19 protein-coding genes and 2 tRNA genes are annotated in these 20,247 nt (G+C 71.7%); 5 read left to right on the forward strand and 16 right to left on the reverse strand.

Annotation, left to right across the window (positions count from 1 at the left end):
- Nucleotides 1–123: 123 nt before the first annotated feature.
- The 4 genes from AB0M92_RS00590 to AB0M92_RS00605 form a co-directional block, all read right to left on the reverse strand.
- Nucleotides 124–197 (reverse strand) — tRNA-Met (locus tag AB0M92_RS00590).
- A 135-nt stretch (nt 198–332) separates the two neighbouring features.
- On the reverse strand, nt 333–2,189 hold the full coding sequence (locus tag AB0M92_RS00595) for a tetratricopeptide repeat protein (protein WP_366099909.1): 1,857 nt from the start codon (nt 2,187–2,189) through the stop codon (nt 333–335).
- A gap of 230 nt (nt 2,190–2,419) precedes the next feature.
- Nucleotides 2,420–2,493 (reverse strand) — tRNA-Met (locus AB0M92_RS00600).
- Between the two features lie 46 nt (nt 2,494–2,539).
- A complete protein-coding gene (locus AB0M92_RS00605; protein WP_366100320.1) occupies nt 2,540–5,416 on the reverse strand; it encodes a UPF0182 family protein in 2,877 nt (958 codons plus the stop codon).
- Between the two features lie 143 nt (nt 5,417–5,559).
- Here AB0M92_RS00605 and AB0M92_RS00610 point away from each other — a divergent pair, with 143 nt between their 5' ends.
- Entirely contained in the window at nt 5,560–6,135 is a 576-nt protein-coding gene (locus tag AB0M92_RS00610) for a PPA1309 family protein (protein WP_366099910.1), read from the forward strand.
- Between the two features lie 48 nt (nt 6,136–6,183).
- Here AB0M92_RS00610 and AB0M92_RS00615 read toward each other — a convergent pair whose 3' ends face one another.
- The 4 genes from AB0M92_RS00615 to AB0M92_RS00630 all read right to left on the reverse strand — a co-directional run bounded on the left by AB0M92_RS00615 (nt 6,184) and on the right by AB0M92_RS00630 (nt 9,513).
- On the reverse strand, nt 6,184–7,275 hold the full coding sequence (locus AB0M92_RS00615; RefSeq protein WP_366099911.1) for a PDZ domain-containing protein: 1,092 nt from the start codon (nt 7,273–7,275) through the stop codon (nt 6,184–6,186).
- 119 nt (nt 7,276–7,394) lie between these two features.
- The gene (locus AB0M92_RS00620) at nt 7,395–7,592 is read right to left on the reverse strand and encodes a hypothetical protein (RefSeq protein WP_366099912.1); all 198 of its coding nucleotides are present in this window, start codon (nt 7,590–7,592) and stop codon (nt 7,395–7,397) included.
- A gap of 157 nt (nt 7,593–7,749) precedes the next feature.
- Nucleotides 7,750–8,211: a molybdenum cofactor biosynthesis protein MoaE gene (locus AB0M92_RS00625; protein ID WP_366099913.1), complete on the reverse strand. Its 462-nt coding sequence runs from the start codon at nt 8,209–8,211 to the stop codon at nt 7,750–7,752.
- Between the two features lie 147 nt (nt 8,212–8,358).
- Nucleotides 8,359–9,513, reverse strand: a complete 1,155-nt coding sequence (locus AB0M92_RS00630; protein ID WP_366099914.1) for an SDR family oxidoreductase — start codon at nt 9,511–9,513, stop codon at nt 8,359–8,361.
- A gap of 192 nt (nt 9,514–9,705) precedes the next feature.
- On the opposite strand from AB0M92_RS00630, the gene AB0M92_RS00635 reads away from it, so the two are divergent.
- Together AB0M92_RS00635 and AB0M92_RS00640 are read left to right on the forward strand one after the other, a co-directional pair.
- Nucleotides 9,706–11,205 carry a zinc-dependent metalloprotease gene (locus AB0M92_RS00635; protein ID WP_366099915.1) on the forward strand — a complete coding sequence of 500 codons (1,500 nt, stop codon included), beginning with the start codon at nt 9,706–9,708 and terminating at the stop codon, nt 11,203–11,205.
- The gene (locus tag AB0M92_RS00640) at nt 11,202–11,726 is read left to right on the forward strand and encodes an NUDIX hydrolase (RefSeq protein WP_366099916.1); all 525 of its coding nucleotides are present in this window, start codon (nt 11,202–11,204) and stop codon (nt 11,724–11,726) included. The genes AB0M92_RS00635 and AB0M92_RS00640 overlap by 4 nt, the downstream gene beginning before the upstream one ends.
- A 73-nt stretch (nt 11,727–11,799) precedes the next feature.
- On the opposite strand, the gene AB0M92_RS00645 is transcribed toward AB0M92_RS00640, so the two are convergent.
- The 4 genes from AB0M92_RS00645 to AB0M92_RS00660 all read right to left on the reverse strand — a co-directional run bounded on the left by AB0M92_RS00645 (nt 11,800) and on the right by AB0M92_RS00660 (nt 15,665).
- The gene (locus tag AB0M92_RS00645; protein WP_366099917.1) at nt 11,800–12,555 is read right to left on the reverse strand and encodes an AIM24 family protein; all 756 of its coding nucleotides are present in this window, start codon (nt 12,553–12,555) and stop codon (nt 11,800–11,802) included.
- Between the two features lie 19 nt (nt 12,556–12,574).
- The gene (locus AB0M92_RS00650; RefSeq protein WP_366100321.1) at nt 12,575–13,255 is read right to left on the reverse strand and encodes an AIM24 family protein; all 681 of its coding nucleotides are present in this window, start codon (nt 13,253–13,255) and stop codon (nt 12,575–12,577) included.
- A gap of 29 nt (nt 13,256–13,284) precedes the next feature.
- Complete coding sequence (locus AB0M92_RS00655) at nt 13,285–14,976, reverse strand: TerD family protein (protein ID WP_366099918.1); 1,692 nt, start codon at nt 14,974–14,976, stop codon at nt 13,285–13,287.
- Nucleotides 14,977–15,125: 149 nt separating this feature from the next.
- Nucleotides 15,126–15,665, reverse strand: coding sequence for a M48 family metallopeptidase (locus AB0M92_RS00660; RefSeq protein ID WP_366099919.1), 540 nt, complete (start codon nt 15,663–15,665; stop codon nt 15,126–15,128).
- Between the two features lie 208 nt (nt 15,666–15,873).
- Between AB0M92_RS00660 and AB0M92_RS00665 the strand changes: the two genes are divergently transcribed.
- Both AB0M92_RS00665 and AB0M92_RS00670 read left to right on the forward strand, forming a co-directional pair.
- Nucleotides 15,874–16,980 (forward strand): ThiF family adenylyltransferase, encoded by a 1,107-nt coding sequence (locus tag AB0M92_RS00665; RefSeq protein ID WP_366099920.1) that lies wholly within the window; start codon nt 15,874–15,876, stop codon nt 16,978–16,980.
- Between the two features lie 189 nt (nt 16,981–17,169).
- Entirely contained in the window at nt 17,170–18,498 is a 1,329-nt protein-coding gene (locus AB0M92_RS00670) for an AarF/ABC1/UbiB kinase family protein (protein ID WP_366099921.1), read from the forward strand.
- A gap of 42 nt (nt 18,499–18,540) precedes the next feature.
- On the opposite strand, the gene AB0M92_RS00675 is transcribed toward AB0M92_RS00670, so the two are convergent.
- The 4 genes from AB0M92_RS00675 to AB0M92_RS00690 form a co-directional block, all read right to left on the reverse strand.
- Nucleotides 18,541–18,747 (reverse strand): hypothetical protein, encoded by a 207-nt coding sequence (locus AB0M92_RS00675; protein WP_366099922.1) that lies wholly within the window; start codon nt 18,745–18,747, stop codon nt 18,541–18,543.
- 122 nt (nt 18,748–18,869) lie between these two features.
- The gene (locus AB0M92_RS00680; RefSeq protein ID WP_366099923.1) at nt 18,870–19,199 is read right to left on the reverse strand and encodes a hypothetical protein; all 330 of its coding nucleotides are present in this window, start codon (nt 19,197–19,199) and stop codon (nt 18,870–18,872) included.
- The gene (locus AB0M92_RS00685; protein ID WP_366099924.1) at nt 19,196–19,567 is read right to left on the reverse strand and encodes a WhiB family transcriptional regulator; all 372 of its coding nucleotides are present in this window, start codon (nt 19,565–19,567) and stop codon (nt 19,196–19,198) included. The genes AB0M92_RS00680 and AB0M92_RS00685 overlap by 4 nt, the downstream gene beginning before the upstream one ends.
- A 184-nt stretch (nt 19,568–19,751) precedes the next feature.
- Nucleotides 19,752–20,150: a hypothetical protein gene (locus AB0M92_RS00690; RefSeq protein ID WP_366099925.1), complete on the reverse strand. Its 399-nt coding sequence runs from the start codon at nt 20,148–20,150 to the stop codon at nt 19,752–19,754.
- Nucleotides 20,151–20,247 lie beyond the last annotated feature (97 nt).

The following is a 20,247-nucleotide window of genomic DNA, read 5'->3' on the forward strand; positions in this document are numbered from 1 at the left end:
GCAATGAACGAGGAAGGGCCCGGGAGCACTGCTCCCGGGCCCTTCTCTTCGATGTTTCGCCGCGAGCGGGTCGCGAAACGACCGAAGGCCCGGATCCATGGGATCCGGGCCTTCGGTCTTCAGTAGCGGGGACAGGATTTGAACCTGCGACCTCTGGGTTATGAGCCCAGCGAGCTACCGAGCTGCTCCACCCCGCGTCGGTAAACACGACTTTACGCGAGGCCACCCGACAGATGCAAATCGCTTAACGTTCCAGCTCAGAGGAGCCCCACGCGGCGTGCGGCACGCGGCACGCCACGCACGGCACGCCACGCACCGCGCGCCGCGCCCCGTCAGGCGGAGAGTTCCTCCGCCAGGGCCTCGCGGAGCCGGGCCGCGCGCTCGGAGACCTCCGCCGGACCCAGCTCCATGGCCCGGACGCACCACTTCTGCCCCTCCGCCAGGTCCCCGTGGCGCGCGGCGAGCAGACCCAGGCGCAGCGCCGCCCGGCCGTGGCCCGCCACCGCGGCGCGGGTCCACCACAGCGCGGCCTCCGGCTCGTTCCCCTCGCGCGCCAGCAGCAGGCCGAGGTTGAACGCCCCGTTCCGGGAGCCGGCCTCGGCCGCCTCCCGGTACCACCGCGCCGCGACGGCGAGATCGCCCCGCGCAGCGGCCAGCATCCCGACCCGCACCTGCGCGCGACGGTGCCCCAGCTCCGCGGCCCGCTCGTACCACTCCTCGCTCTCGGTCTTCGGGGCGCCACCGACCGGCTCGCCCAGCGCCACCGGCTCCGGCGGCGGAGCCAGCGATTCCAGCAGCGCGGCCAGCCGGAACGCCGCCTCCGCACTGCCGCCGCCCGCGGCGCAGCGCAGGTGCCGCTCGGCCGCCCGGTCCTCGCCGTCGCGCACCAGCGCGATGCCGACCTGGAGCGCCGCGTCCGTGTGGCCGGCCGACGCGGCCCGCTCGTACCACTTCAGCGCCGTGCGGTCCTCGTCGCGGCTCGCGAACAGGATCCCGAGGTTGAACGCGGCGTCGACGCTGCCCGCCTCGGCCGCCTTCGAGAACCACGGCTCGGCGCCCGCCGCGTCGCCGACCTGGAGCAGCATGATCGCGAGGGCGTTGGCCGCCTCTCGGTGGCCCGCGTAGGCCGCCCGCCGGTACCACTGCTCGGCCTGCGCGGTCCGCTCCTGCGCGGCGCACAGCAAAGCAAGGTTGTACGCCCCGTTCTGGTCGCCCGCGTCCATGGCGGTGCGGTACCACTTCTCCGCGGTCTGGGTCTCGCCCCGCGCGGCGTGCAGGGCGCCCAGCGCGTTGGCGGCGTTGCCGTCGCCGTCCTGCGCGGCCCGGTTCCACCATGCGACGGCGCTCTCCTCGTCGCCCGCGTCCCGCAGCAGGAAGCCGAGCGCGCACGCGGCGCGCGCCTCGCCCTGCTTGGCGGAGGTCAGGTACCAGCGCCCGGCCTCCTTGAGCTCCCCGCGCGCCTCCAGGAGGGCGCCCAGGTGCAGCGCCGCCCGCCGGTGCCCGCGCGCGGCGGCCTGCCGGTACCACTGCTCGGCCTCGGCGGGGTCGCCCTTGCGCAGGTGCCGGGCCAGCCGGTACGCGGCCTCGCGGTGCCCCTGCTCGGCGGCCTGGCGCAGCCAGCGCTCGACGCCCTTGTCGCCGCGGTGCTCCAGCAGGTCGGCGAGCCCGTACGCGCCCAGGGCGTGGCCGGATTCCGCCGCCTGGCGCAGCCAGTACTCGGCCGCGGGCTCGTCCCCGCGCTCGCGGAAGTGGCGGCCCAGGGCGTGGGCTGCCGGTGCGGATCCGGCCACGGCGGCGACCCGCCACCAGCCGGCGGCCTCGTCGGGGTAACCGCGCTGGAGCAGGAGTACGCCGAGGTTGTTCGCGGCGGCGCGGTCCCCTTCCGCGGTGGCGCCGCGCAGGTACGGCTCGGCGCCGGCCAGATCGCCGCGGCGCAGCAGCAGCGCCCCGAGCACGCTCATCGCGCCCGGGTCGCCCCGGTCGGCCGCGACCCGGTGCCGTGCTTCCAGCTCGGTGTCGCTCGCCGGGTCCGTCTCGGCGAACATTTCCTCCGCGAAATCCGCATCGGTCAGTGCGGTCTGCGCGTTAACGACCGGAGCCTCCTCGTTGGCCTCTGCGCCCGATTCGACTTCCGCCCTCACAAACCGCCCTGTCTCCAGCAGAGTTGACCTGTCCCCCATAAATCCCATCGTCGCATCACCTGCTACCCGCGTACACCTGGTATGTCGCAGCCTGTGAGGGTCACTACAGCGTTTTGTCGACATGCCCACAGAGAGATAAGTCAAACACGCTCCCACCCCAACTCACCCGTCTCAGCTACCTCATGACCCCCGCGTGTCCCCCTGGACATGGCGAACGACCTGATGGACCCGGACATGACGAAGGCCCGGATCCCATGGATCCGGGCCTTCATCTTCAGTAGCGGGGACAGGATTTGAACCTGCGACCTCTGGGTTATGAGCCCAGCGAGCTACCGAGCTGCTCCACCCCGCGTCGGTGAAACCACAGTATCACGACGCGGGACCGAGCCATTACCGGCTCATCCTCCGGGGTTCGGGGCCGCCACCTTCGCCTCCGCGTCGATCGCCCGCTGCAGCGCCGCCTTGATGTCGTCCTGCGCCTTGCCGAAGGCCGCCCAGTCGCCGGCCTGACGGGCCTTCTCGGCCGCCTCGATCGCCTTCTTCGCATCGTCGAGGGCCGACTTGACCGTCGGGTCCGTGGCGGTCGGGGGCGTCGTGGTGCCCTCGCCGGGCGGGGTCACCGGAGTCGTCGGCACCGTCGGCGCCTCCGCCCCGAAGACCACGTTCAGCGCCTTCTCCAGGCTGTCCTCGAACGCCGTCTGGTTCCCGTACGTCACCAGCACCTTGCGCAGCAGCGGGTACTTCAGCCCCGAACTGCGCACGTACACCGGCTCCACGTACAGCATCCCGCCGTCGAGCGGCACCGCGAGCAGGTTGCCGTACTCGACCTCGGAGTCACCGCCGCGCAGCAGCCTGATCGACTCGGCGATCTTCGGCTCCGACTGGAACTTGCTCTGGACCTGCTTGGGGCCGTCGACCGGCTTGCTGGTCGGCAGCTTCAGGATTCTGATCTTGCCGTAGTCCGGGGTGCCCGGATCGGCGTTGACCGCCATGAAGGCGCTCAGGTTGTCCCGCTCGTTCGGAGTGAACGTCGTCGTGAGCGAGAAGACCTGGTCCTTCTCCTTCTGGCCCGGCATCTTCATCGACAGGTAGTACGGCGGGACCGCCGTGCCGGCCTTGGTCGTCGGGTCGTCCGGGACGGCCCAGGCCTCACTGCCGCTGAGGAAGGTCTGCGGGTCGGTCACGTGGTACCGGGTGAGCAGCTCGCGCTGGACCTTGAAGAGGTCCTGCGGGTAGCGCAGGTGGTCCATGAGCGGCTTGGAGATGTCGCTCTTGGGCTTGACCGTCCCCGGGAACGCCTTCATCCAGGTCTTGAGGACCGGGTCGTCGGTGTCCCACTGGTACAGGTTGACCGTGCCGTCGTACGCGTCGACCGTGGCCTTGACCGAGTTGCGGATGTAGTTGACCTGGTTCTCCTGGGCCACCACGGCGCGCTGGCTGTTGGTGAGGGAGTCCGCGGTGCTCTGGCCCAGCGTGGTCCGCGAGGCGTACGGGTAGCCGTTGGTCGTCGTGTACGCGTCGACGATCCACTTGATCCGGCCGTCGATGACCGCCGGGTACGGAGCCCCGTCGATGGTCAGCCACGGGGCGACGGCCTCGACGCGCTCCTTGGGCGTGCGGTGGTAGAGGATCCGCGAGCCGTCGCCGATGGCGCCGGAGTAGAGGATCTGCGGCTCGCTGAACGCGAGCGCGTACGCCGCCCGGTTGACCGGGTTGTCGAGGTTGACGCCGGAGTCGCCCTTGTAGCTCGTCTCCTTCTCGCCCTTGTCGTCCGAGTAGTCGAGCTCCTTCTGCGGACCGCCGACGATCGAGTACTGCTTCGTCTGCTCGCCGTAGTAGATGCGCTGCTCGAAGTCCGTCCCGAACATGCCCTTCGAGGGCAGGTCGGACTGGGTGAAGTCGGGGGCGCCGTCCTTGACGGTCGTTCCCTTGGCCGCGACCACGCCGTAGCCGTGCGTGTACTTGAAGTGGTCGTTGATCCAGTTGTTCTTCGGGATGCCGCCGATGTTCAGCTCGCGCAGCCCGATGACCGTGTCCTGGCCGCTGTACCGGTCCACGGCGAGCGTGGACGGGAAGGCGTAGTAGCCCTTGACCTGCTGGAGCTGCTGGAAGGCCGGGGAGACGATGTTCGGGTCGAGGAGGCGGACGCTGGCGGTGGTGTTGGCCGCCTCGCGGAGCTTGGTCTTGTCCTCGGTCTGCGGGACGCCCGGGTAGTCCTTGACGTCCGCCTGGTCGATCCCGTAGGCGTCGCGCGTCGCCTTGATGTTCTTCTCGACGTACGGCGATTCCTTGGCCTGCTCGTTCGGCTGGACCTGGAACTTCTGCACGATCGCCGGGTAGAGCCCGCCGATCAGGATCGCCGAGAGGACCATGAGGCCGAAGCCGATGACCGGCAGCTGCCAGGTGCGGCGCCACAGCGTCGCGAAGAAGAGCACGGCGCAGATGGCCGCGATGGCGACGAGGATCGTCTTCGCCGGCAGGTATGCGTTCGCGTCGACGTAGCGCAGGCCGGTCCAGTTGTCCGCGGCCTTGAAGTCGCTGGACTTCACGGCGAGGCCGTACCGGTCGAGCCAGTACGCGATCGCCTTCAGCGTCACGAAGAGGCCGAGCAGCACCGACAGGTGACCGGTGGCGGCGGCGGTGGCCCGGGCTCCCGGGCTCGTCACGCGCAGTCCGCCGTACAGGTAGTGGACGACGACCGCGGCGATCACCGACAGCACGACCGCGGCGAAGCCGAAGCCGAGCAGGAAGCGGTACCAGGGGAGGTCGAAGGTGTAGAACGACACGTCCAGGTGGAACTGGGGGTCCTTCTGCCCGAAGGGCACCCCGTTCACGTACATCAGCCAGGTCTTCCACTGGCCCGCCGCCGAGGCACCCGCGATCATGCCCACGAGCGCCGCGATCCCCAGGAGCAGCCACCGCTTGTACGGGGCGACGCTCATCCGGTAGCGGTCGAGGCTCTGCTGCTCCATCGACATCGCGGACAGCGGCGGCCGCAGCCGGTACGCCAGCCAGATGTTCAGCCCGACGGCGCCGGCCATCAGCAGCCCGAAGACGGCGAAGAGGCCGATCTTGGTCCACAGGGTGGTGGTGAAGACGGTGGAGTACTTCACGGAGCGGAACCAGAGCCAGTCCGTCCAGAAGCCCGCGAACATGATGAACGCCATGGCCAGGACGGCCAGTACGCCCAAGGTCATCAGAAGAGTCCGGGCGCGCCGGGAGGGGCGGCCGACTCTCATCCGTGGCCCGGAGGGGCCTCCGCCGCGGTCCGGCATCTGGAAAGCCAAGGTGCGCACCTCGAAAGTCGCTGAGTGTCGTGGCTGGACATTTCAAAAGCTGGGCCCCCGATGGTAGGGCCCACTCATGCAACTTACTGAGGCTTTAGTCAGTTCCCGTTATCGGGCCGAAAGGAGGCAGGATGTTGTCCATGTCCAACCTTTCGTCTTCCCCGGGCGGCACGCCGATGGCCGCCACCCCCCTGACGCGTGCCGTCCTTGAGATCGACGAGTACGCCTCCTCCCTCGGCTGGGACAAGCCCGCCCGGCTGTTCGCGCTCGTCGACACCGCCAAGCTGCGCATGTCCGAGCCGCGCCTCGCCCGCCAGCTCGGCCAGGACCAGGACGACGCGGGCAAGAGCCAGCTGACCCCGATCGAGCAGGACGAGGTGCCGAAGGGCACGCCGCTGGACAAGTTCCTGGGAACCATCGCCTGGCCCTCGTCGATCGTGGGCTGCGCGCTGACGGTGGAGCGGCTGATGCTGCCGCCGTCCGCGGAGGCCTCCGTACCGGAAGGGCTCAGCGACAAGCAGCTGGCCAAGTGGGTCGCCGCGCACCCGGACCGGCAGGAGGTGCGCCTCACCGTGGGCGTGCTGCGCGACGGCTCGCGGGAGTCCGCCGTGCGGCTGCGCGAGAAGGACTCGTCGACCGAGGTGCTGACGGGTGCGACCCTGGTCCCGGGCCTGGCCGAGGCACTGGCCGCGACCTTCCTGGACTGAGCGGGGACCGGGAGCCGGGACGGGTTGCGGCCGTACCGGTCGTACGGGTCAGGGCTTGCCGCACTGCGGCAGCCCGGCCGTGTCCCCCTTGCTGATCTTCTCCAGCGCCTTCGTGGCGTCGCCGATCGTCGAGACCTTCACGAGGGTCAGGCCGTCGGGGACGTGCTCGGAGGCGGAACCGCAGTTCTCGGCGGGCGTCAGGAAGTACTCGGCGCCGGCCTGGCGGGCGCCGATCGTCTTCATCTGGATGCCGCCGATGGGGCCGACCTTGCCCGCGTCGTCGATGGTGCCCGTGCCCGCGACGAACTTGCCGCCGGTCAGATCGCCCGGGGTGAGCTTGTCGACGATGCCGAGGGCGAACATCAGCCCGGCGCTCGGGCCGCCGATGTCGGCCAGCTTGATGTCGATCGCGAACGGGAAGGTGTGGTCGGTGCCCGCCCGGATGCCGACGATGGCGTGCCCGTCGCCCTCCGCCTTGGCGGTGGTGAGCACGACCTTGGACGAGCCGGTGGGCTCGCGGTGCGCCTTCTCGGCCTCGGCCGCCTCGGCGGCGGGCACGATGGTGAACTCGACCTGTTCGCCGGCCTTGCGCTTGGTGACCAGCTTGGCCACGTCCTCGGGGGCGTTGACCGGGCTGCCGTCCACCGCCCGGATCACGTCACCGGCGTGCAGCTTGCCCTCGGCGGGGCTGCCCTTGACCACGGTGGAGACCACGACGCGGGTGGTGACGCCCGGCGTGCCCAGCTGCTTGAGGGCGGCCACCTTGGCGCTCTCCTGCGACTGGCTGAACTCCTCCGCGTTCTCCTGGGTGGACTGCTCCTCCGTCTTCCCGTCCGGGTAGAGGTTCTCGTGCGGGACGACGATGTTGTCGTCCGACAGCCAGCCGTAGACCGCTTCCAGCAGGTTCATGTCGTAGTCGGCGCCGGTGACGCGGACCGTCGTCATGTTGAGGTGCCCACTGGCCGGGTACGTCTTGTGGTCCGCGATGCTGATGACGGGCTCGCCGCGCGAATCGCCGAGCGTGTTCACCGTCGGGCCCGGGCTCATTTCCGAGTACGGGACCTTGATGAACACCCCTGCGCAGAGCAGCGCGAACAGCATGAGGGTGGAAGCGAGCATCGTCGCAGTGCGGCGTGGCATGGATCGACAGTACGGGACGGCCCTGACGGACGGCCGCCGGGGCCGGTCCGTACGGGGGGGCCGTACGCGGAACTCTCAGCGGATTCCCAGGGTGCTCAGGGGGCCTCGCCCGGGACGCGTCATACCGCGTCGGAACCGGAATGGGCCGCTGCCTTCGCCCCGGCCTGATCGGCCTTGTCCATGGCTTCGCGGAACCTCGCGTATCCAGCGAGTTCGGATATGTCACCTTGCGTGCGGTCGCGAGCCGCCCAGCTGCCCCATATCGCCGCTCCGACGGCGGCGAACAGCGGAATCAGCAACCACGCCAATGACGCCATGGACGTGCCTCCCTGCCCCGAAAGTACGTGTCGTTGGTGGCTTCAACGCTCGTGCCCGGGAGGGGGTTACGCAAATCGAGGGCGTGTTGCGCGGCCGAACGGGTGGGACAGTACCCGTTCGCCCCGCCCACCTCGCGCGCGGGGGTCCGAACGCACCTCAGCAGGCGCCGACCCACTCCTCCGTACCGTCGGAGAAGGTCTGGTGCTTCCAGATCGGGACCTCGTGCTTCAGGTCGTCGATCAGCATCCTGCAGGCCTCGAAGGCCTCGCCGCGGTGCGGGCAGGACACGGCGACGACCACCGCGAGGTCGCCGACGGACAGGTCGCCGATGCGGTGGACCGCGGCCAGGGCGCGGACCGGGTACTTGGCGATCACCCGCTCGGCGATGCGGCGCATCTCGGCCTCGGCCGTCGGGTGGCAGGAGTAGCCGAGCGCGTCGACGTCGGCCCCGCTGTCGTGGTTGCGCACCGTGCCGACGAAGAGCGTGGTGCCGCCCGTGGCGTCGTCGCCGACGGCCTTGAAGACCTCGTCTATCGAGAGCGGGGTCTCACGGATTTCGAGCAGCCGGATCGGGTCCGGAGCGGCCTGCTCGCCGGGGTGGTCGAAGTGCGGTGCCATGCAGCCATCGTGCACCACGGGTCTCACATCGCGGTATAGCCGATTCGACCGGCTGTACGGCCCACGCGTATGGAGCCTCCTACAGGACCCATGCCCCTCCGGCCGCCGGGACGGGCGGCCGGAGGGGCCGGCGCAGGGCCGGGCGGGTCAGAGCCCGCGGCGGCGACGGGCCGCGCGGACCACCGCCGCGGCGCCCAGCAGGGCGACCGTGGCGCCCGCCGCGCCCGCGGCGGTGGCGTCCTTGCGGCCCAGCCGGCGTCCCGCGACCGTGTGCCGGCCCGCGACCTCCTGGAGGAGCTCGGCCAGCACCTCCTCGTTGGTCCAGCGCGGCCGCCAGCCCGCCGCGTGCAGCCCGCTGACGCTGACCACCCACGGATGCATCGTGTACGCGAGGTCGCCCGCCGGGGACGGCGTCAGGCCGATCCGGTGCAGTCGCGCCGCCGCGCCGAGCGCGACCGCCGACGGGAGCTCCATGCGGCGGATGCCGCTCAGCTCCTCGACCTCCTCCTGCTCCAGCCAGCCCTCGCAGCCCACCGCGAGCTCGCCCTCGACCTTCTCCAGGGCGGCGTACTCCAGCGCGCTGACCAGGTCTTCCACGTGGCAGAACTGCCAGGTCGGCCGGGATCCGGCCACCACCAGCAGGCGCGGGGACTCGAAGTACCGGGTCAGCGCCGTGTCCGTACCGCCCACGAGCACCGCGGGGCGGACCACCGTCACGTTCAGCCCCGGGTGGGCGCGCGGGGCCCGGCGGCCCAGCCGCTCGATCTCCAGCAGGTCGCCGACGCCCGTCGCCTCGGCCGTGGCCCGCAGCTCGGAGTCCTCCGACAGCGGGATGTCGTTGTCCGGCAGCGCCCCGTAGACCATCGCGGACGTGCACAGCACGACCCGGTGCACCCCGGCGGCCGCGGCCGCCGTCAGCACGGTCTGGGTCCCGCGCACGTTGTACGCCGTACGGGCTGCCGGATCCGTCTCCAGGTCGAGGTCCAGCGCCAGGTGGACGACCACGTCGGCCCCGCGCAGTCTCTCGGCGATCGCGGGGTCCCGTACGTCGAGGACGTGCCACTGCGCGGCAGCGCACTCGCCGCGCCGCTCGTCGATCGCCACGACCTGCTTGACCTCGTCGGATGCGGCCAGGCGGGCCACCAGGGCCGCCCCGACCCCGGAGGCGGCGCCGGTCACCGCGATCACCGGGCCTCGTGCTCCCTGGTTTCGCGGCCGGCGAACGCCGTCGGCGCTCTCACCGTGCTCAGGGCGGTTTTCGGCGTCGTGGGGCGCGCGAACCTGTGGATCTGGGGAACTCACCAGGCGTCTCCAGCGGTTGTCTTCAGTAGGGACGCGCCGTGACGCGTACCTACCAGGTGATGTCCATCCTGCCGCAGCCCAGGAGTCGGCGGAGCACCGAGCCCGGAAGCGGGTCCGGTGTCTACGCTGGGTGGTGTTGTCGGACCATTTCCCGTCGGCCCCCGCCGGCGGCCCTACGAGCCGAGGAAACCCGTGAGCGACACCCCATTCGGATTCGGCCTTCCGCCGGAGGAGCCGGAGAACGGCGACGAAGGCAAGAAGAAGGGCAATCAGGGCGGTCAGGGCGGCCCGAATCCGTTCGGGTTCCCCGGCATGGGCCTGCCGGGCGGAGCCGGCGGCCCCGGCGGCGCGGACAACCCGTTCGCGGCGATGTTCGGCTCGATGAACCCGAACGACCTGGGCGCGGCCTTCCAGCAGCTCGGCCAGATGCTCAGCTACGAGGGCGGTCCCGTGAACTGGGACATGGCCAAGGACATCGCCCGCCAGACCGTCGCGCAGGGCACGGCGGACGGCGTGAAGGACTCCAGCGTCGGCATCGCCGAGAAGTCCGCCGTCGAGGAGGCCGTGCGCCTCGCCGACCACTGGCTGGACGGGGTGACCTCGCTGCCCTCGGGCGCCACCACGGCCGTCGCGTGGAGCCGCGCCGAGTGGGTCGAGGCGACGCTCCCGGTGTGGAAGGAGCTCGTGGACCCGGTCGCCGAGCGCGTCGGCGCGGCCATGGGCGGCGTGCTGCCCGAGGAGATGCAGGCCATGGCGGGCCCGCTGCTCGGGATGATGCGCTCCATGGGCGGCGCCATGTTCGGCCAGCAGATCGGCCAGGCCGTGGGCACCCTCGCGGGCGAGGTCGTCGGCTCCACCGACATCGGGCTGCCGCTGGGCCCGGCGGGCAAGGCCGCGCTGCTGCCGCTGAACATCGAGGCCTTCGGCAAGGACCTGAGCGTCCCCGCCGATGAGGTGCGGCTGTACCTGGCCCTGCGCGAGGCGGCCCACGCCCGGCTCTTCGCGCACGTGCCGTGGCTGCGCTCGCACCTGTTCGGCGCGGTCGAGGGATACGCGCGCGGCATCAAGGTCGACACCTCGAAGCTGGAGGACGTGGTCGGCCAGCTCGACCCGTCGAACCCGGAGCAGCTGCAGGAGGCCCTGCAGGGCGGCATGTTCCAGCCGCAGGACACCCCCGAGCAGAAGGCCGCCCTGGCCCGCCTGGAGACGGCGCTCGCGCTGGTCGAGGGCTGGGTGGACGCGGTCGTGCACGAGGCGGCCAAGCCCCGGCTGGCCTCGGCGGACGCCATGCGCGAGACCATGCGCCGGCGGCGCGCCTCGGGCGGGCCGGGAGAGCAGACCTTCGCGACGCTGGTCGGGCTGGAGCTGCGCCCGCGCCGGCTGCGGGACGCCTCGCGGCTGTGGGCCTCGCTGACCGACGCGCGCGGCGTGGACGGCCGCGACGGGCTGTGGGAGCACCCCGACATGCTGCCGACGGCCTCCGACCTGGACGACCCGGACGGGTTCGTGCACCGCGAGCAGCTGGACTTCTCCGAGATCGACAAGATGCTCGGCGAGGCGGCGCAGAAGCGCGACCAGGGCGGGCAGGGGCCGCAGGGCGGCACCGGCTCCGACTCCGGCTCCGCATCCGACTCCGACTCCGACTCCGACTCCGACTCCGACTCCGACGGCGAGGGTGAAACGAAGAAGTGAGCCTGTACGACGACGCGGTGCTGGTCCTCAAGGGATACGAGGACCAGCCCGAGCTGCGCGATCTCTACCTGGAGCACCTGGCCGCCCATCCGGACGGGATGTACAAGCCCTGCCGGGCCGGGCACATCACCGGCAGCGCCCTGGTCATCGACCCGGCGGGCGGGCGCGTCCTGCTGACCCTGCACAAGAAGCTCGGCATCTGGCTCCAGATGGGCGGCCACTGCGAGCCCGAGGACACCACCCTCGCGGGCGCCGCGCTGCGCGAGGCCGTCGAGGAGTCGGGCATCGCCTCCGGGCTGACCCTGCTCCCGGGCGGCCCCGTACGGCTGGACCGGCACCCGATCCCGGCGCCGTGCAACTGGCACCTGGACGTGCAGTACGCGGCGCTGGCCCCGGCCGGCGCGGTGGCGGAGATCAGCGAGGAGTCGCTGGACCTGCGCTGGTTCCCGTACGAGGAGGTCGCGGCGGCGGCCGACACCTCGGTCGTACGGCTGATGGAGGCGACCCGGGCGCGGCTCTGACACCCGCCGGACAGCCCGGAAGGGGCGGCCCCGCATCCCGCGGAGCCGCCCCTTCCCCGTGCCGTCGGGCGCGCTAGTTCCAGGCGTTGTTCTGGTTCTGGGAGTGGACGCCGTGCTGGCCCATCCCGTACTGCGCGGCCATGCCCTGCCCGAGCTGGGCGTTCTGCGGCGGCAGCACCTCGCTCGGCTGCACCAGCGCGAAGCCGGTGCCGAGGAAGCTGAGCTCCCAGCCCTCGCCGGTGTTGCCGCGCCGCCGCCAGACGCCGGTGGAGTGCGTCTGGGCCTGCATCTGCACGCGCAGCGAGGTGGACCAGGCGACGATCGCGTCGGCGTCGGCGTTGACGTACTTGTCGGGCGTGACCTGCATCATCAGCGGCTGCCCGGAGGTCATCAGCGCGACCTTGCCGCGGCCGGTGATGTTGAGCTGGTACTTGCCCGAACCGGAGATCCCGTACTGGCTGTCCACCGCGATGGCCTCGGTGTGCAGCGTGGAGTCCAGGGCCAGCACGTAGCTGCTGTCGACGGTGAGGCCGTCCTGGTCCACATCGACCACGTGCACGTACTGGGCGAGGTTGGCCAGGTAGACCGTGCCCTGCCCGGAGCAGCGCATCAGGTCGAGGCCCTCGCCGGTGCGGGCGCGGGCGGTGCGCTGCGTGGTGCTCTGGTACTCGCCGTCGAAGTCGATGATCCCCTGGTAGGCGACCATGGCGCCCTTGCGGGCGAGGACGTCGTCGGAGCCGGCCAGGGTGACCCTCAGCAGCTGCGGGTTCTGGACGGCGTACCGCTCCTGGGACTGCTGCTCGGCGTGGCCGAAAAGTGAGCTCTGCATGATGTGTGTCCGCTCCCCCTCAGCCCCGGGTCCGGAGCCGGTCGGTGCTGTCCTCGCTGGGCTGTACGACGACGATGCCCTGGCCGGAGAAGGCCATCTGGTAGGCCTCCCCGCTGCCCCGGCCGATCATCGACGAGGCCTTGAAGCTGCGCTTGCCCTTCACCTTGAGGTTCGGGGACCAGGCGACGAGCGCGTCGGGGTCGACGTACGTCTCGTCCTCGCCGCGGCCGCAGTCGACCACGATCGGGGTGCCGCGGGAGGTGATGGCGACCCAGCCGGTGCCCGCGATCTGCACGTTGAACAGGCCCTGGCCGGCGAACTTCGCCATGCCCTTGACCCTCTCGACGCCCCACTGGAGGTGGGCGTCGAAGGCGAGGAGGTTGGTGCCGTTGACCGACAGCGCGTCGTTGTTGAGGTTGATGACGACGACGTCGGCGCCGTAGTCGGCGAGGTAGAGCAGGCCGTCGCCGGTGCACTTCACCAGCGGGGCGCCCTCGCCGGTGAGCCACTGGGAGGCCATCTGGCGCAGGGCCGGCGGGTTGGGCTCGTACTGGACGAAGCCCTCGTACGCGACCATCGACCCGGTGCGCGCGAAGAGGTCCTGGCCGCTCTGCATGGCGACCTTGAGCATCGCCTTGCCGTGGTTCTCCATGCGGGCCGTGACGGGGGTGGGGGCGTAGCCCGCGAGCTGCTGGTTCATTGCGTTCATGGCATTCATGTGGGGCTCCCTCAGACCTCGTACGGCTGGACGACGATGAAGTTGCCGGGAGCGCCGCGGAACTGGAGGTTCACGGTCTCCCCGCTGTGGCCGGGGTAGGCGTTGCGCCGCAGCCGGACCTGGCTGGAGACGATCACCTGGGAGGCCGCCGACCACGCGACGATGGCGTTGCTGTCGGCGAAGGTGGTCGGGGTGACGGGCAGGACGACGGGCGTGCCGTGCGTCTTGACGATCACCGTGCCGGAGCCCTGGAAGAGCATCGTGAACAGCGCGCCGCCGGGGATCCCGTGGCCCTCGATGCGGCGGACCTCGTGCTGGAGGGACTCGTCGAAGGCGAGGACGCTCTCGGCGGAGACGCAGATCCCGTCGCCCTGGAGCTCGATGGCGTGCAGGTGGGCGCCGGTCTCGGCGAGGAAGACCTGGCCGCGGCCGCTGCAGCGCATCAGCTGCATCTCCTGGCCGGTGGCGTTGCCCACGATGCGGCCGGCGAAGCCGGCGCCCTTGTAGCTGAAGTCGACCTTGCCCTGGTAGAGGACCATGCTGCCCTGCCGGGCGAGGACGGGCTGGCCGCCCATCGAGAGGTCGACGCGCATGAGCTGCTGGTTCTGCGAGGTCCAGCGGGTGCCGGTGGGGACTTCCTTGTACGGCTGGAGGGCGGCGGCGAGGCCGGCGCCGGCGGCCTGCGCCGCGCCCTGGCCGTAGCCGGGCTGCTGACCGGGCATCTGCTGGCCGTACGGGGGCGGCTGCTGGCCGGGGACCTGGCCGTAGGGCGCGGGGGCCGGGGCGGGGGGCGGCACCTGGCCGCCGTAGCCGGGCACCTGGCCGTACGAGGGCTGCGGCTGCTGGCCGTAGGAGGGCGGGCCGGGCGGCTGCGGGGCGTGCGGCGGCTGGCCGTACGGCGCGGGGGCCGGCGGGGTGGTGATCGGGCCGACCATGGTCGGTGCGGAGTGCACCGGGGCGGGCGGGGCGGGCTGCTGGTACTGCGGCGCGGGGGCGGCCGGGGCCGGCGCGGGCTGCGGGACGTACGGTGCCTGCGGTGCCTGCGGTGCCTGGACCGGCGCGCCGAAGGACGGCGCCGGGGCGGCGCCCTGCGGCGGCGGCGCGAATCCCGGCGCGGCGCCGGCCTGGGCTTGGGCTGCGGCCTGCGGCTGCTGCGGGGCCTGCTGCTCGTCCTCTTCGGCGACCTCGCCGCCGAAGTTCTTCAGCAGCGCGGCGAGTCCGCCGTCGAAGCCCTGGCCGACCGCGGCGAAGCGCCACACGTCCTTGAGGTAGAAGTCGCCGAGCATGACCGCGCGCTCGGTGCTGAACTCCGCACCCGTGAAGGAGTACCGGACGACTTCCTCGCCGCCGGCCACGATCCGGATGTAGCCCGGTCCGATCTGCGACATCTGTCCGGCGCCGTCGATCGTGGCGGTGAAGGACAGCTTGTGGATGGCCGCCGGGACGCGGTCCAGCGTCACCCGGAAGGACTCGGCGTCGCCGGCCTGCGCGCCGAGCTGCTGGATCGACTCCTCCGGCGACTTCGGCTGGTTGTAGAAGACGAAGTACCGGTCGTCCGACAGCTGCTCGTTGGCGTCAAGGCCGAAGCAGCTGATGTCGAAGGCGAGTCCCGGACCGGCGATCTGCACGCCCACGTACAGATCCGTGCCTGCCGTCAGATCGCTGATCTTGGCCTTGTGACCGCGTTGGAATTCCCTGGCCATACGTAACGACCGTCCCCCATCCCGACAGTGATTTGCGTGCCGCTCAGGCTAGCCGCATCCGCCGACATCCGGCCAAGTCGGTACCGACCCGGTACATACCGCGACGCGGACCGGGCGGGGGCGGAGCGGGCGGCCGGGGGCGGGGCGGGTCATTCCTCGCGGGCCGCGGGGACCTTGGGGAGGCGCTCGGCGGCGACCACTCCCTCCAGGTAGCCCCGGGCCCGCTCGGTGCGCGGGTAGGCCTCCAGCAGTTCCCAGAAGCGGGGGCCGTGGCCGGGCACGAGGAGGTGGGCCAGCTCGTGGAGCAGCACGTAGTCGACGACGTACTCCGGCATTCCCTGGAGGCGGTGGGAGAGCCGGATGCTGCCTTCGGCGGGGGTGCACGAGCCCCAGCGGGTGTTCTGGTTGGTGACCCAGCGCACCGAGCGGGGGCGGGCGCGGGCGCCGAAGTACTGGTCGGACAGGCGCTCGGCGCGTTCGGTGAGCTCCGCGTCCCCGAGGGTGCGCTTGCTCTCCTGGGCGGCCAGCTTGTCGAGCATGACCCCCACCCAGCGCCGCTCCTCGGCCTCGGACATCCGGGCAGGGATGAGGACGACCGTACGGTCACCCTCGCGGTAGGCGGATACGGTCCTGCGGCGGCGCGCGCTCCGGCGGACTTCGACGGCGCGCTGCTGTGGGTCGGCGGACACGCCCAAGACCGTACCCGCTCGCCCGACCGAAGTCCCCCCGCTCCACGGTTCGGACGTGATCGACGCGAAGGCGGCACACGAGGAACCCCTTTTCTCCATCTCATATGCCTAATAACCCTTGGCTGTGGACAAATGCACGCACGGAACGCGGTGGCCGGGCACTCTGCTGAGGACGGGAACGAGGCGGGGTTCGCACGAGGGGGAAGCCATGTATCCGAAGGTGAAGCCGGCGCTGGCGAGGGCCTGGCGGGATCTGCAGACGGTCCAGTTCGGGGTGACGCCCGCACACGCGGTGGTGCTCGGGCCGGTGGACACGGCGACGGGATCTCTGATCGACCGGATCGACGGGACGCGGGGGATGGAGCTGCTGCGCACCGAGGCGGTGGCGGTGGGGCTGCCGGAGGGGCGGGTGGACGCGCTGGTCCGGCGGCTGGCGGCGGCCGGGCTGCTGGACGACGCCACGGCGGGCGGTCCACGGGCCCAGGCCGTGCGCGAGCGGCCGGAGGTCCTGGAGCGGCTCGGGCCGGATCTCGGCTCGCTGTCGCTGGTGCACCGCGAGCCCGGTGGTGATCTACGGGGTGTCGCGGCCCGGCGGGCCATACGGGTCCAGGTGCGCGGGAGCGGCCGGGTGGGCGCGGTGATCGCCGGGGTCCTGGCGGCCGCGGGCGTGGGCCGGGTGGAGGTGCTCGACGGAGGCCGGGTGGAGCCGGCGGACGTGGCGCCGGGCGGGCTCGGCCCCGACGGTGTGGGCCGGCTGCGGGCGGAGGCCGCGGCGGGGCTGGTGCGCGCATCGGCCCCGGGGCGCCCGCCGCGGACGGCCGGGCAGGAGGGGCCCGGGCCGGGGCTGTCGCTGGTGGTGGTCGCGCCCCGGGACGGATTGCAGGCGTGGGCCCCGGATCCGGGCACCGCGGCGGACTGGGTCGCCGCCGGCACCCCTCATCTGTACGCCGGAGTGCTGGAGGGCACCGGGCTGGTGGGGCCGCTGGTGTTGCCCGGGGCCACGGCCTGCGCGGGCTGCATGGAGCGCGACCGGATCGAGGCGGATCCGGCCTGGCCCCGGATGCTGGTGCAATGGCGCTCGGCGCACCGCCGCCGGACCACCGCGGCCTGCGATGTGGGGCTGGCCACAGCGGTGGCGGGTCTCGCGGCGGCCCACGCCCTGTCCTTCCTCGACGGGGAGCTGCCCGCGTCCACGGCCTCCCGCTGGGAGGCCGCCCTCCCGGGCCTCCACTGGGAGCGGACCCCGGTGCCGCCCCACCCCGAGTGCCCGTGCGCGGCGGCCCGGGTCCCGGCGCGGGAGGCGGCGCCCTCGTGAAGGCTCGATCAGCCCTCCGGCCGTACCGGCCCCGGGGGGTGGACACTGTGCGGCGGCGGGGATTCCCGCTCCGTCGGGGTGGCCGCCTCGGCCGGGGCGGGGCGGGGACGCCATGACAGGATGCGGTTGGCCGAGGGGTCATCCTGAACCGCCGCTTGCGGCACAGCTGTCTGGGAATTGGAGGGGCGCATGTCTGATCTTCCCCGGAAGGCGGTCACCCGTACCGTCAAGCTGGCCGCGCTGCCGCTCGGCTTCGCGGGCCGGGTCACCTGGGGGCTGGGCAAGCGGATCGGGGGCAAGTCGGCGGAGATCGTGGCGCGCGAGCTCCAGCAGCGCACCGCCGAGCAGCTGTTTCGCACCCTCGGGGAGCTGAAGGGCGGTGCCATGAAGTTCGGGCAGGCGCTCTCGGTCTTCGAGTCGGCCCTGCCCGAGGAGGTCGCCGGGCCGTACCGGGCCGCGCTGACCAAGCTCCAGGAGGCGGCCCCGCCGCTGCCCGCCCAGACGGTGCACCAGGTGCTAGCGGAGCGGCTGGGGGCCGACTGGCGGGACCTGTTCGAGGAGTTCGAGGACAAGCCGGCCGCGGCCGCCTCGATCGGGCAGGTGCACCGGGCGGTGTGGCACGACGGCCGGCAGGTCGCGGTGAAGGTCCAGTACCCGGGGGCCGGCGAGGCACTGCTGTCGGACCTGAAACAACTGGGCCGGTTCGCGGGGCTGCTGGGGCCGCTGATTCCCGGCATGGACGTCAAGCCGCTGATCAAGGAGCTGCGCGACCGGGTCTCGGAGGAGCTGGACTACGAGCTGGAGGCGGAAGCCCAGCGGACCCATGCGGACGCGTTCGAGGGCGACGAGGACGTGGTCGTACCGGACGTCGTGCACCAAGGCGACCAGGTGCTGGTGACCGAGTGGATGGAGGGGACCCCTCTGTCGGAGGTGATAGCGGACGGCACCCAGGAGGAGCGCGACCGCGCCGGCCAGCTGCTGGCCCGGTTCCTCTTCTCGGGGCCCGCGCGCACCGGCCTGTTGCACGCCGATCCGCATCCGGGCAACTTCCGCCTGCTGGCCGGGGCGGACGGCCGGATGCGGCTGGGCGTGCTGGACTTCGGCACCGTCGACCGGCTGCCCGGCGGCTGGCCCAAGCCGATCGGCACCTCACTGCGGATGACGCTGGAGGGTGATGCCGAGGGGATCTACGGGCACCTGTGCGCCGAGGGGTTCGTGAGGGAGTCCATCGAACTGGATCCGGAGGCGGTGCTGGACTACCTGCTGCCCATCATCGAGCCGGCCCAGGCGGAGGAGTTCACCTTCACGCGGCCGTGGCTGCGCGGCCAGGCGGCCCGCATCGCCGATCCCCGCTCCCCCGCCCACCAGTTGGGCCGGCAGATCAATCTGCCGCCCTCGTACCTGCTGATACACCGGGTGACGCTGAGCACCATCGGGGTGCTCTGCCAGCTGGGCGCGACGGTACGGCTACGGGAGGAACTGGAGTCCTGGCTCCCGGGGTTCCTGCCCGAGGAGTGAGGGCGTGGTCACCGGTGACCTGAACCGGAGAGGCTCGACGAGTCACCACCAGGACGAGTCGAGGCGGCCCTCGATCGCCCTGAGGTTGGCTCGCGCGCAGTCGACGCAGAAGTACTGTCTGGTCCCGTTCTCCACCGAGCAGGTCCAGGTGGGCGGGGCGCCGTCGGGGGCCTTCTTGCCGCAGCGTGCGCAGACGGCGGGCTGGGCCTCGGGTCCCGACGGGGCGGGGTGGGGATTGGGCTGGTCCACCTCCAGACGATATCCCCGCGAGGGCTGGAGAGCCCTCCGCAACGCACCGGGGGGACCGGTCCGTTCGGACCGGTCCCCCCGGACGCTGCCGCGCCGCAGGTCAGCGGCGGTTCAGCGGTTGCTTACTGCATGACGGCCATGGCGAGGGCCCGCCGGGCGCGCAGCGAGACGCGCTCGGCTCGCCGCTGCATGCGGCGGGCGGTGACCAGGCGCAGGGCGCGACGCTCGGCGTCGACCTCGCGCATGCGGTCGTCCATATGGGCACGGGCCAGGGCTTCTGGGATGAGTTGCATTTCGCGGGTCCTGTTCTGACGCGAGGTGATCGCGCCGGCGGTGATGAAGTCTGCGTGGGCGGAGCCGTGCGGCTGCTCGCTCGTCGTGTGGGCGGTCATGAGGGCCTGCTTCAAGGGGTCGTGCGTCACGGGGCGGTCGATGGTTCCGATGGCGGTCATGCCGCGACAACCGGGTTCTTGCGCGGACGGCCACGGGGCCGCTTCCGGGCTACGACGACGCCCTGGACGAAGAGCTCGCCACCCCAGACACCCCAGGGCTCGCGGCGCTCAAGCGCACCGGCGAGGCAGGCCTCGACCAGCGGGCAGGTGGCGCACAGGGACTTCGCGTACTCGACGTCCGCCGGGGACTCGGCGAAGAAGACCTCGGGGTCGTAGGTACGGCAGGCGACGGGTACGCCGAGGTTCTCGATGGCGTCGTCGAGCGCGGTCAGCGCGGTGAGGGGAGTCAAGGCGGAGTCCTCCGGGACTGCGGGCGGGGAGATCGTCTGGGTCTGCGGTACGGACGGGGCGTGCGCTTCGAGTTGCACGGTGTTTTCTTCCTCGTCTTGGTTGGCTAGTCGTTCCGGCCGGGTTCGGCCGGGGGCGGCTGGTACCTGGTCTTGCCAGTCCCGAGGCTCCTTCGTGCTGTCGTCCCCCGGTCGGGGACAAACAGAAGGGCCGCGGATCCCGGGTGGGGTTCCGCGGCCCTGAAGGCGCCGGCCTGATCTTGGATCAGGCTGGATCACTCCAGGGTTCGAGCCCACGGAAGGCCCACATCAGGTGGTGCTGCTGCTTCGTCTGCTTCGTCGTGAATCCGGCACGGGCGGCACCGGCTGCGGCAGCGGAGCCATAGGCGCCATGCGCCTGGGCTTCCACTACTGCCACCGATGCCCCGGTCGGTCGCTCATTCCGCTCGCTCGCCAGGAGCGCGGAGGGCGCGGCCAGCAGGGCGCGGCTGTCAGCGGAAATCGCGGACAGACCGGTACCCAGGAGCGGGAGGAGCGAGGAGGAGCCGAGCGTGCAGGAAGCGGCGACCGAGCGATCGGTCATTTTGGTGGTGGTGATGAAGCTGGTCACTGGTCTCGCCTCCTCTCGGCGTCTCGGGGACGGTGGCCCGGGGGCCCGTCCCATACGTATTCGGATAAGTACAGCACGGATCCGGAGCTTCGGAGAAGCCACCGTTTCCGTTGCTAAGAACCTATGGGGATTCGCTGGGCATGTGCAAACT

It is taken from the genome of Streptomyces sp. NPDC051582 (assembly GCF_040681715.1).
Taxonomy (GTDB): domain Bacteria; phylum Actinomycetota; class Actinomycetes; order Streptomycetales; family Streptomycetaceae; genus Streptomyces.

Coding starts and splice junctions, on each gene's coding strand:
- AB0M92_RS00595 (WP_366099909.1), bottom strand. CDS start 2,189: ATGGGATTTATGGGGGACAGGTCAACTCTGCTGGAGACAGGGCGGTTT.
- AB0M92_RS00605 (WP_366100320.1), bottom strand. CDS start 5,416: ATGCCGGACCGCGGCGGAGGCCCCTCCGGGCCACGGATGAGAGTCGGC.
- AB0M92_RS00610 (WP_366099910.1), top strand. CDS start 5,560: ATGTTGTCCATGTCCAACCTTTCGTCTTCCCCGGGCGGCACGCCGATG.
- AB0M92_RS00615 (WP_366099911.1), bottom strand. CDS start 7,275: ATGCCACGCCGCACTGCGACGATGCTCGCTTCCACCCTCATGCTGTTC.
- AB0M92_RS00620 (WP_366099912.1), bottom strand. CDS start 7,592: ATGGCGTCATTGGCGTGGTTGCTGATTCCGCTGTTCGCCGCCGTCGGA.
- AB0M92_RS00625 (WP_366099913.1), bottom strand. CDS start 8,211: ATGGCACCGCACTTCGACCACCCCGGCGAGCAGGCCGCTCCGGACCCG.
- AB0M92_RS00645 (WP_366099917.1), bottom strand. CDS start 12,555: ATGCAGAGCTCACTTTTCGGCCACGCCGAGCAGCAGTCCCAGGAGCGG.
- AB0M92_RS00650 (WP_366100321.1), bottom strand. CDS start 13,255: ATGAACCAGCAGCTCGCGGGCTACGCCCCCACCCCCGTCACGGCCCGC.
- AB0M92_RS00655 (WP_366099918.1), bottom strand. CDS start 14,976: ATGGCCAGGGAATTCCAACGCGGTCACAAGGCCAAGATCAGCGATCTG.
- AB0M92_RS00665 (WP_366099920.1), top strand. CDS start 15,874: ATGTATCCGAAGGTGAAGCCGGCGCTGGCGAGGGCCTGGCGGGATCTG.
- AB0M92_RS00670 (WP_366099921.1), top strand. CDS start 17,170: ATGTCTGATCTTCCCCGGAAGGCGGTCACCCGTACCGTCAAGCTGGCC.
- AB0M92_RS00680 (WP_366099923.1), bottom strand. CDS start 19,199: ATGACCGCCATCGGAACCATCGACCGCCCCGTGACGCACGACCCCTTG.
- AB0M92_RS00690 (WP_366099925.1), bottom strand. CDS start 20,150: ATGGGACGGGCCCCCGGGCCACCGTCCCCGAGACGCCGAGAGGAGGCG.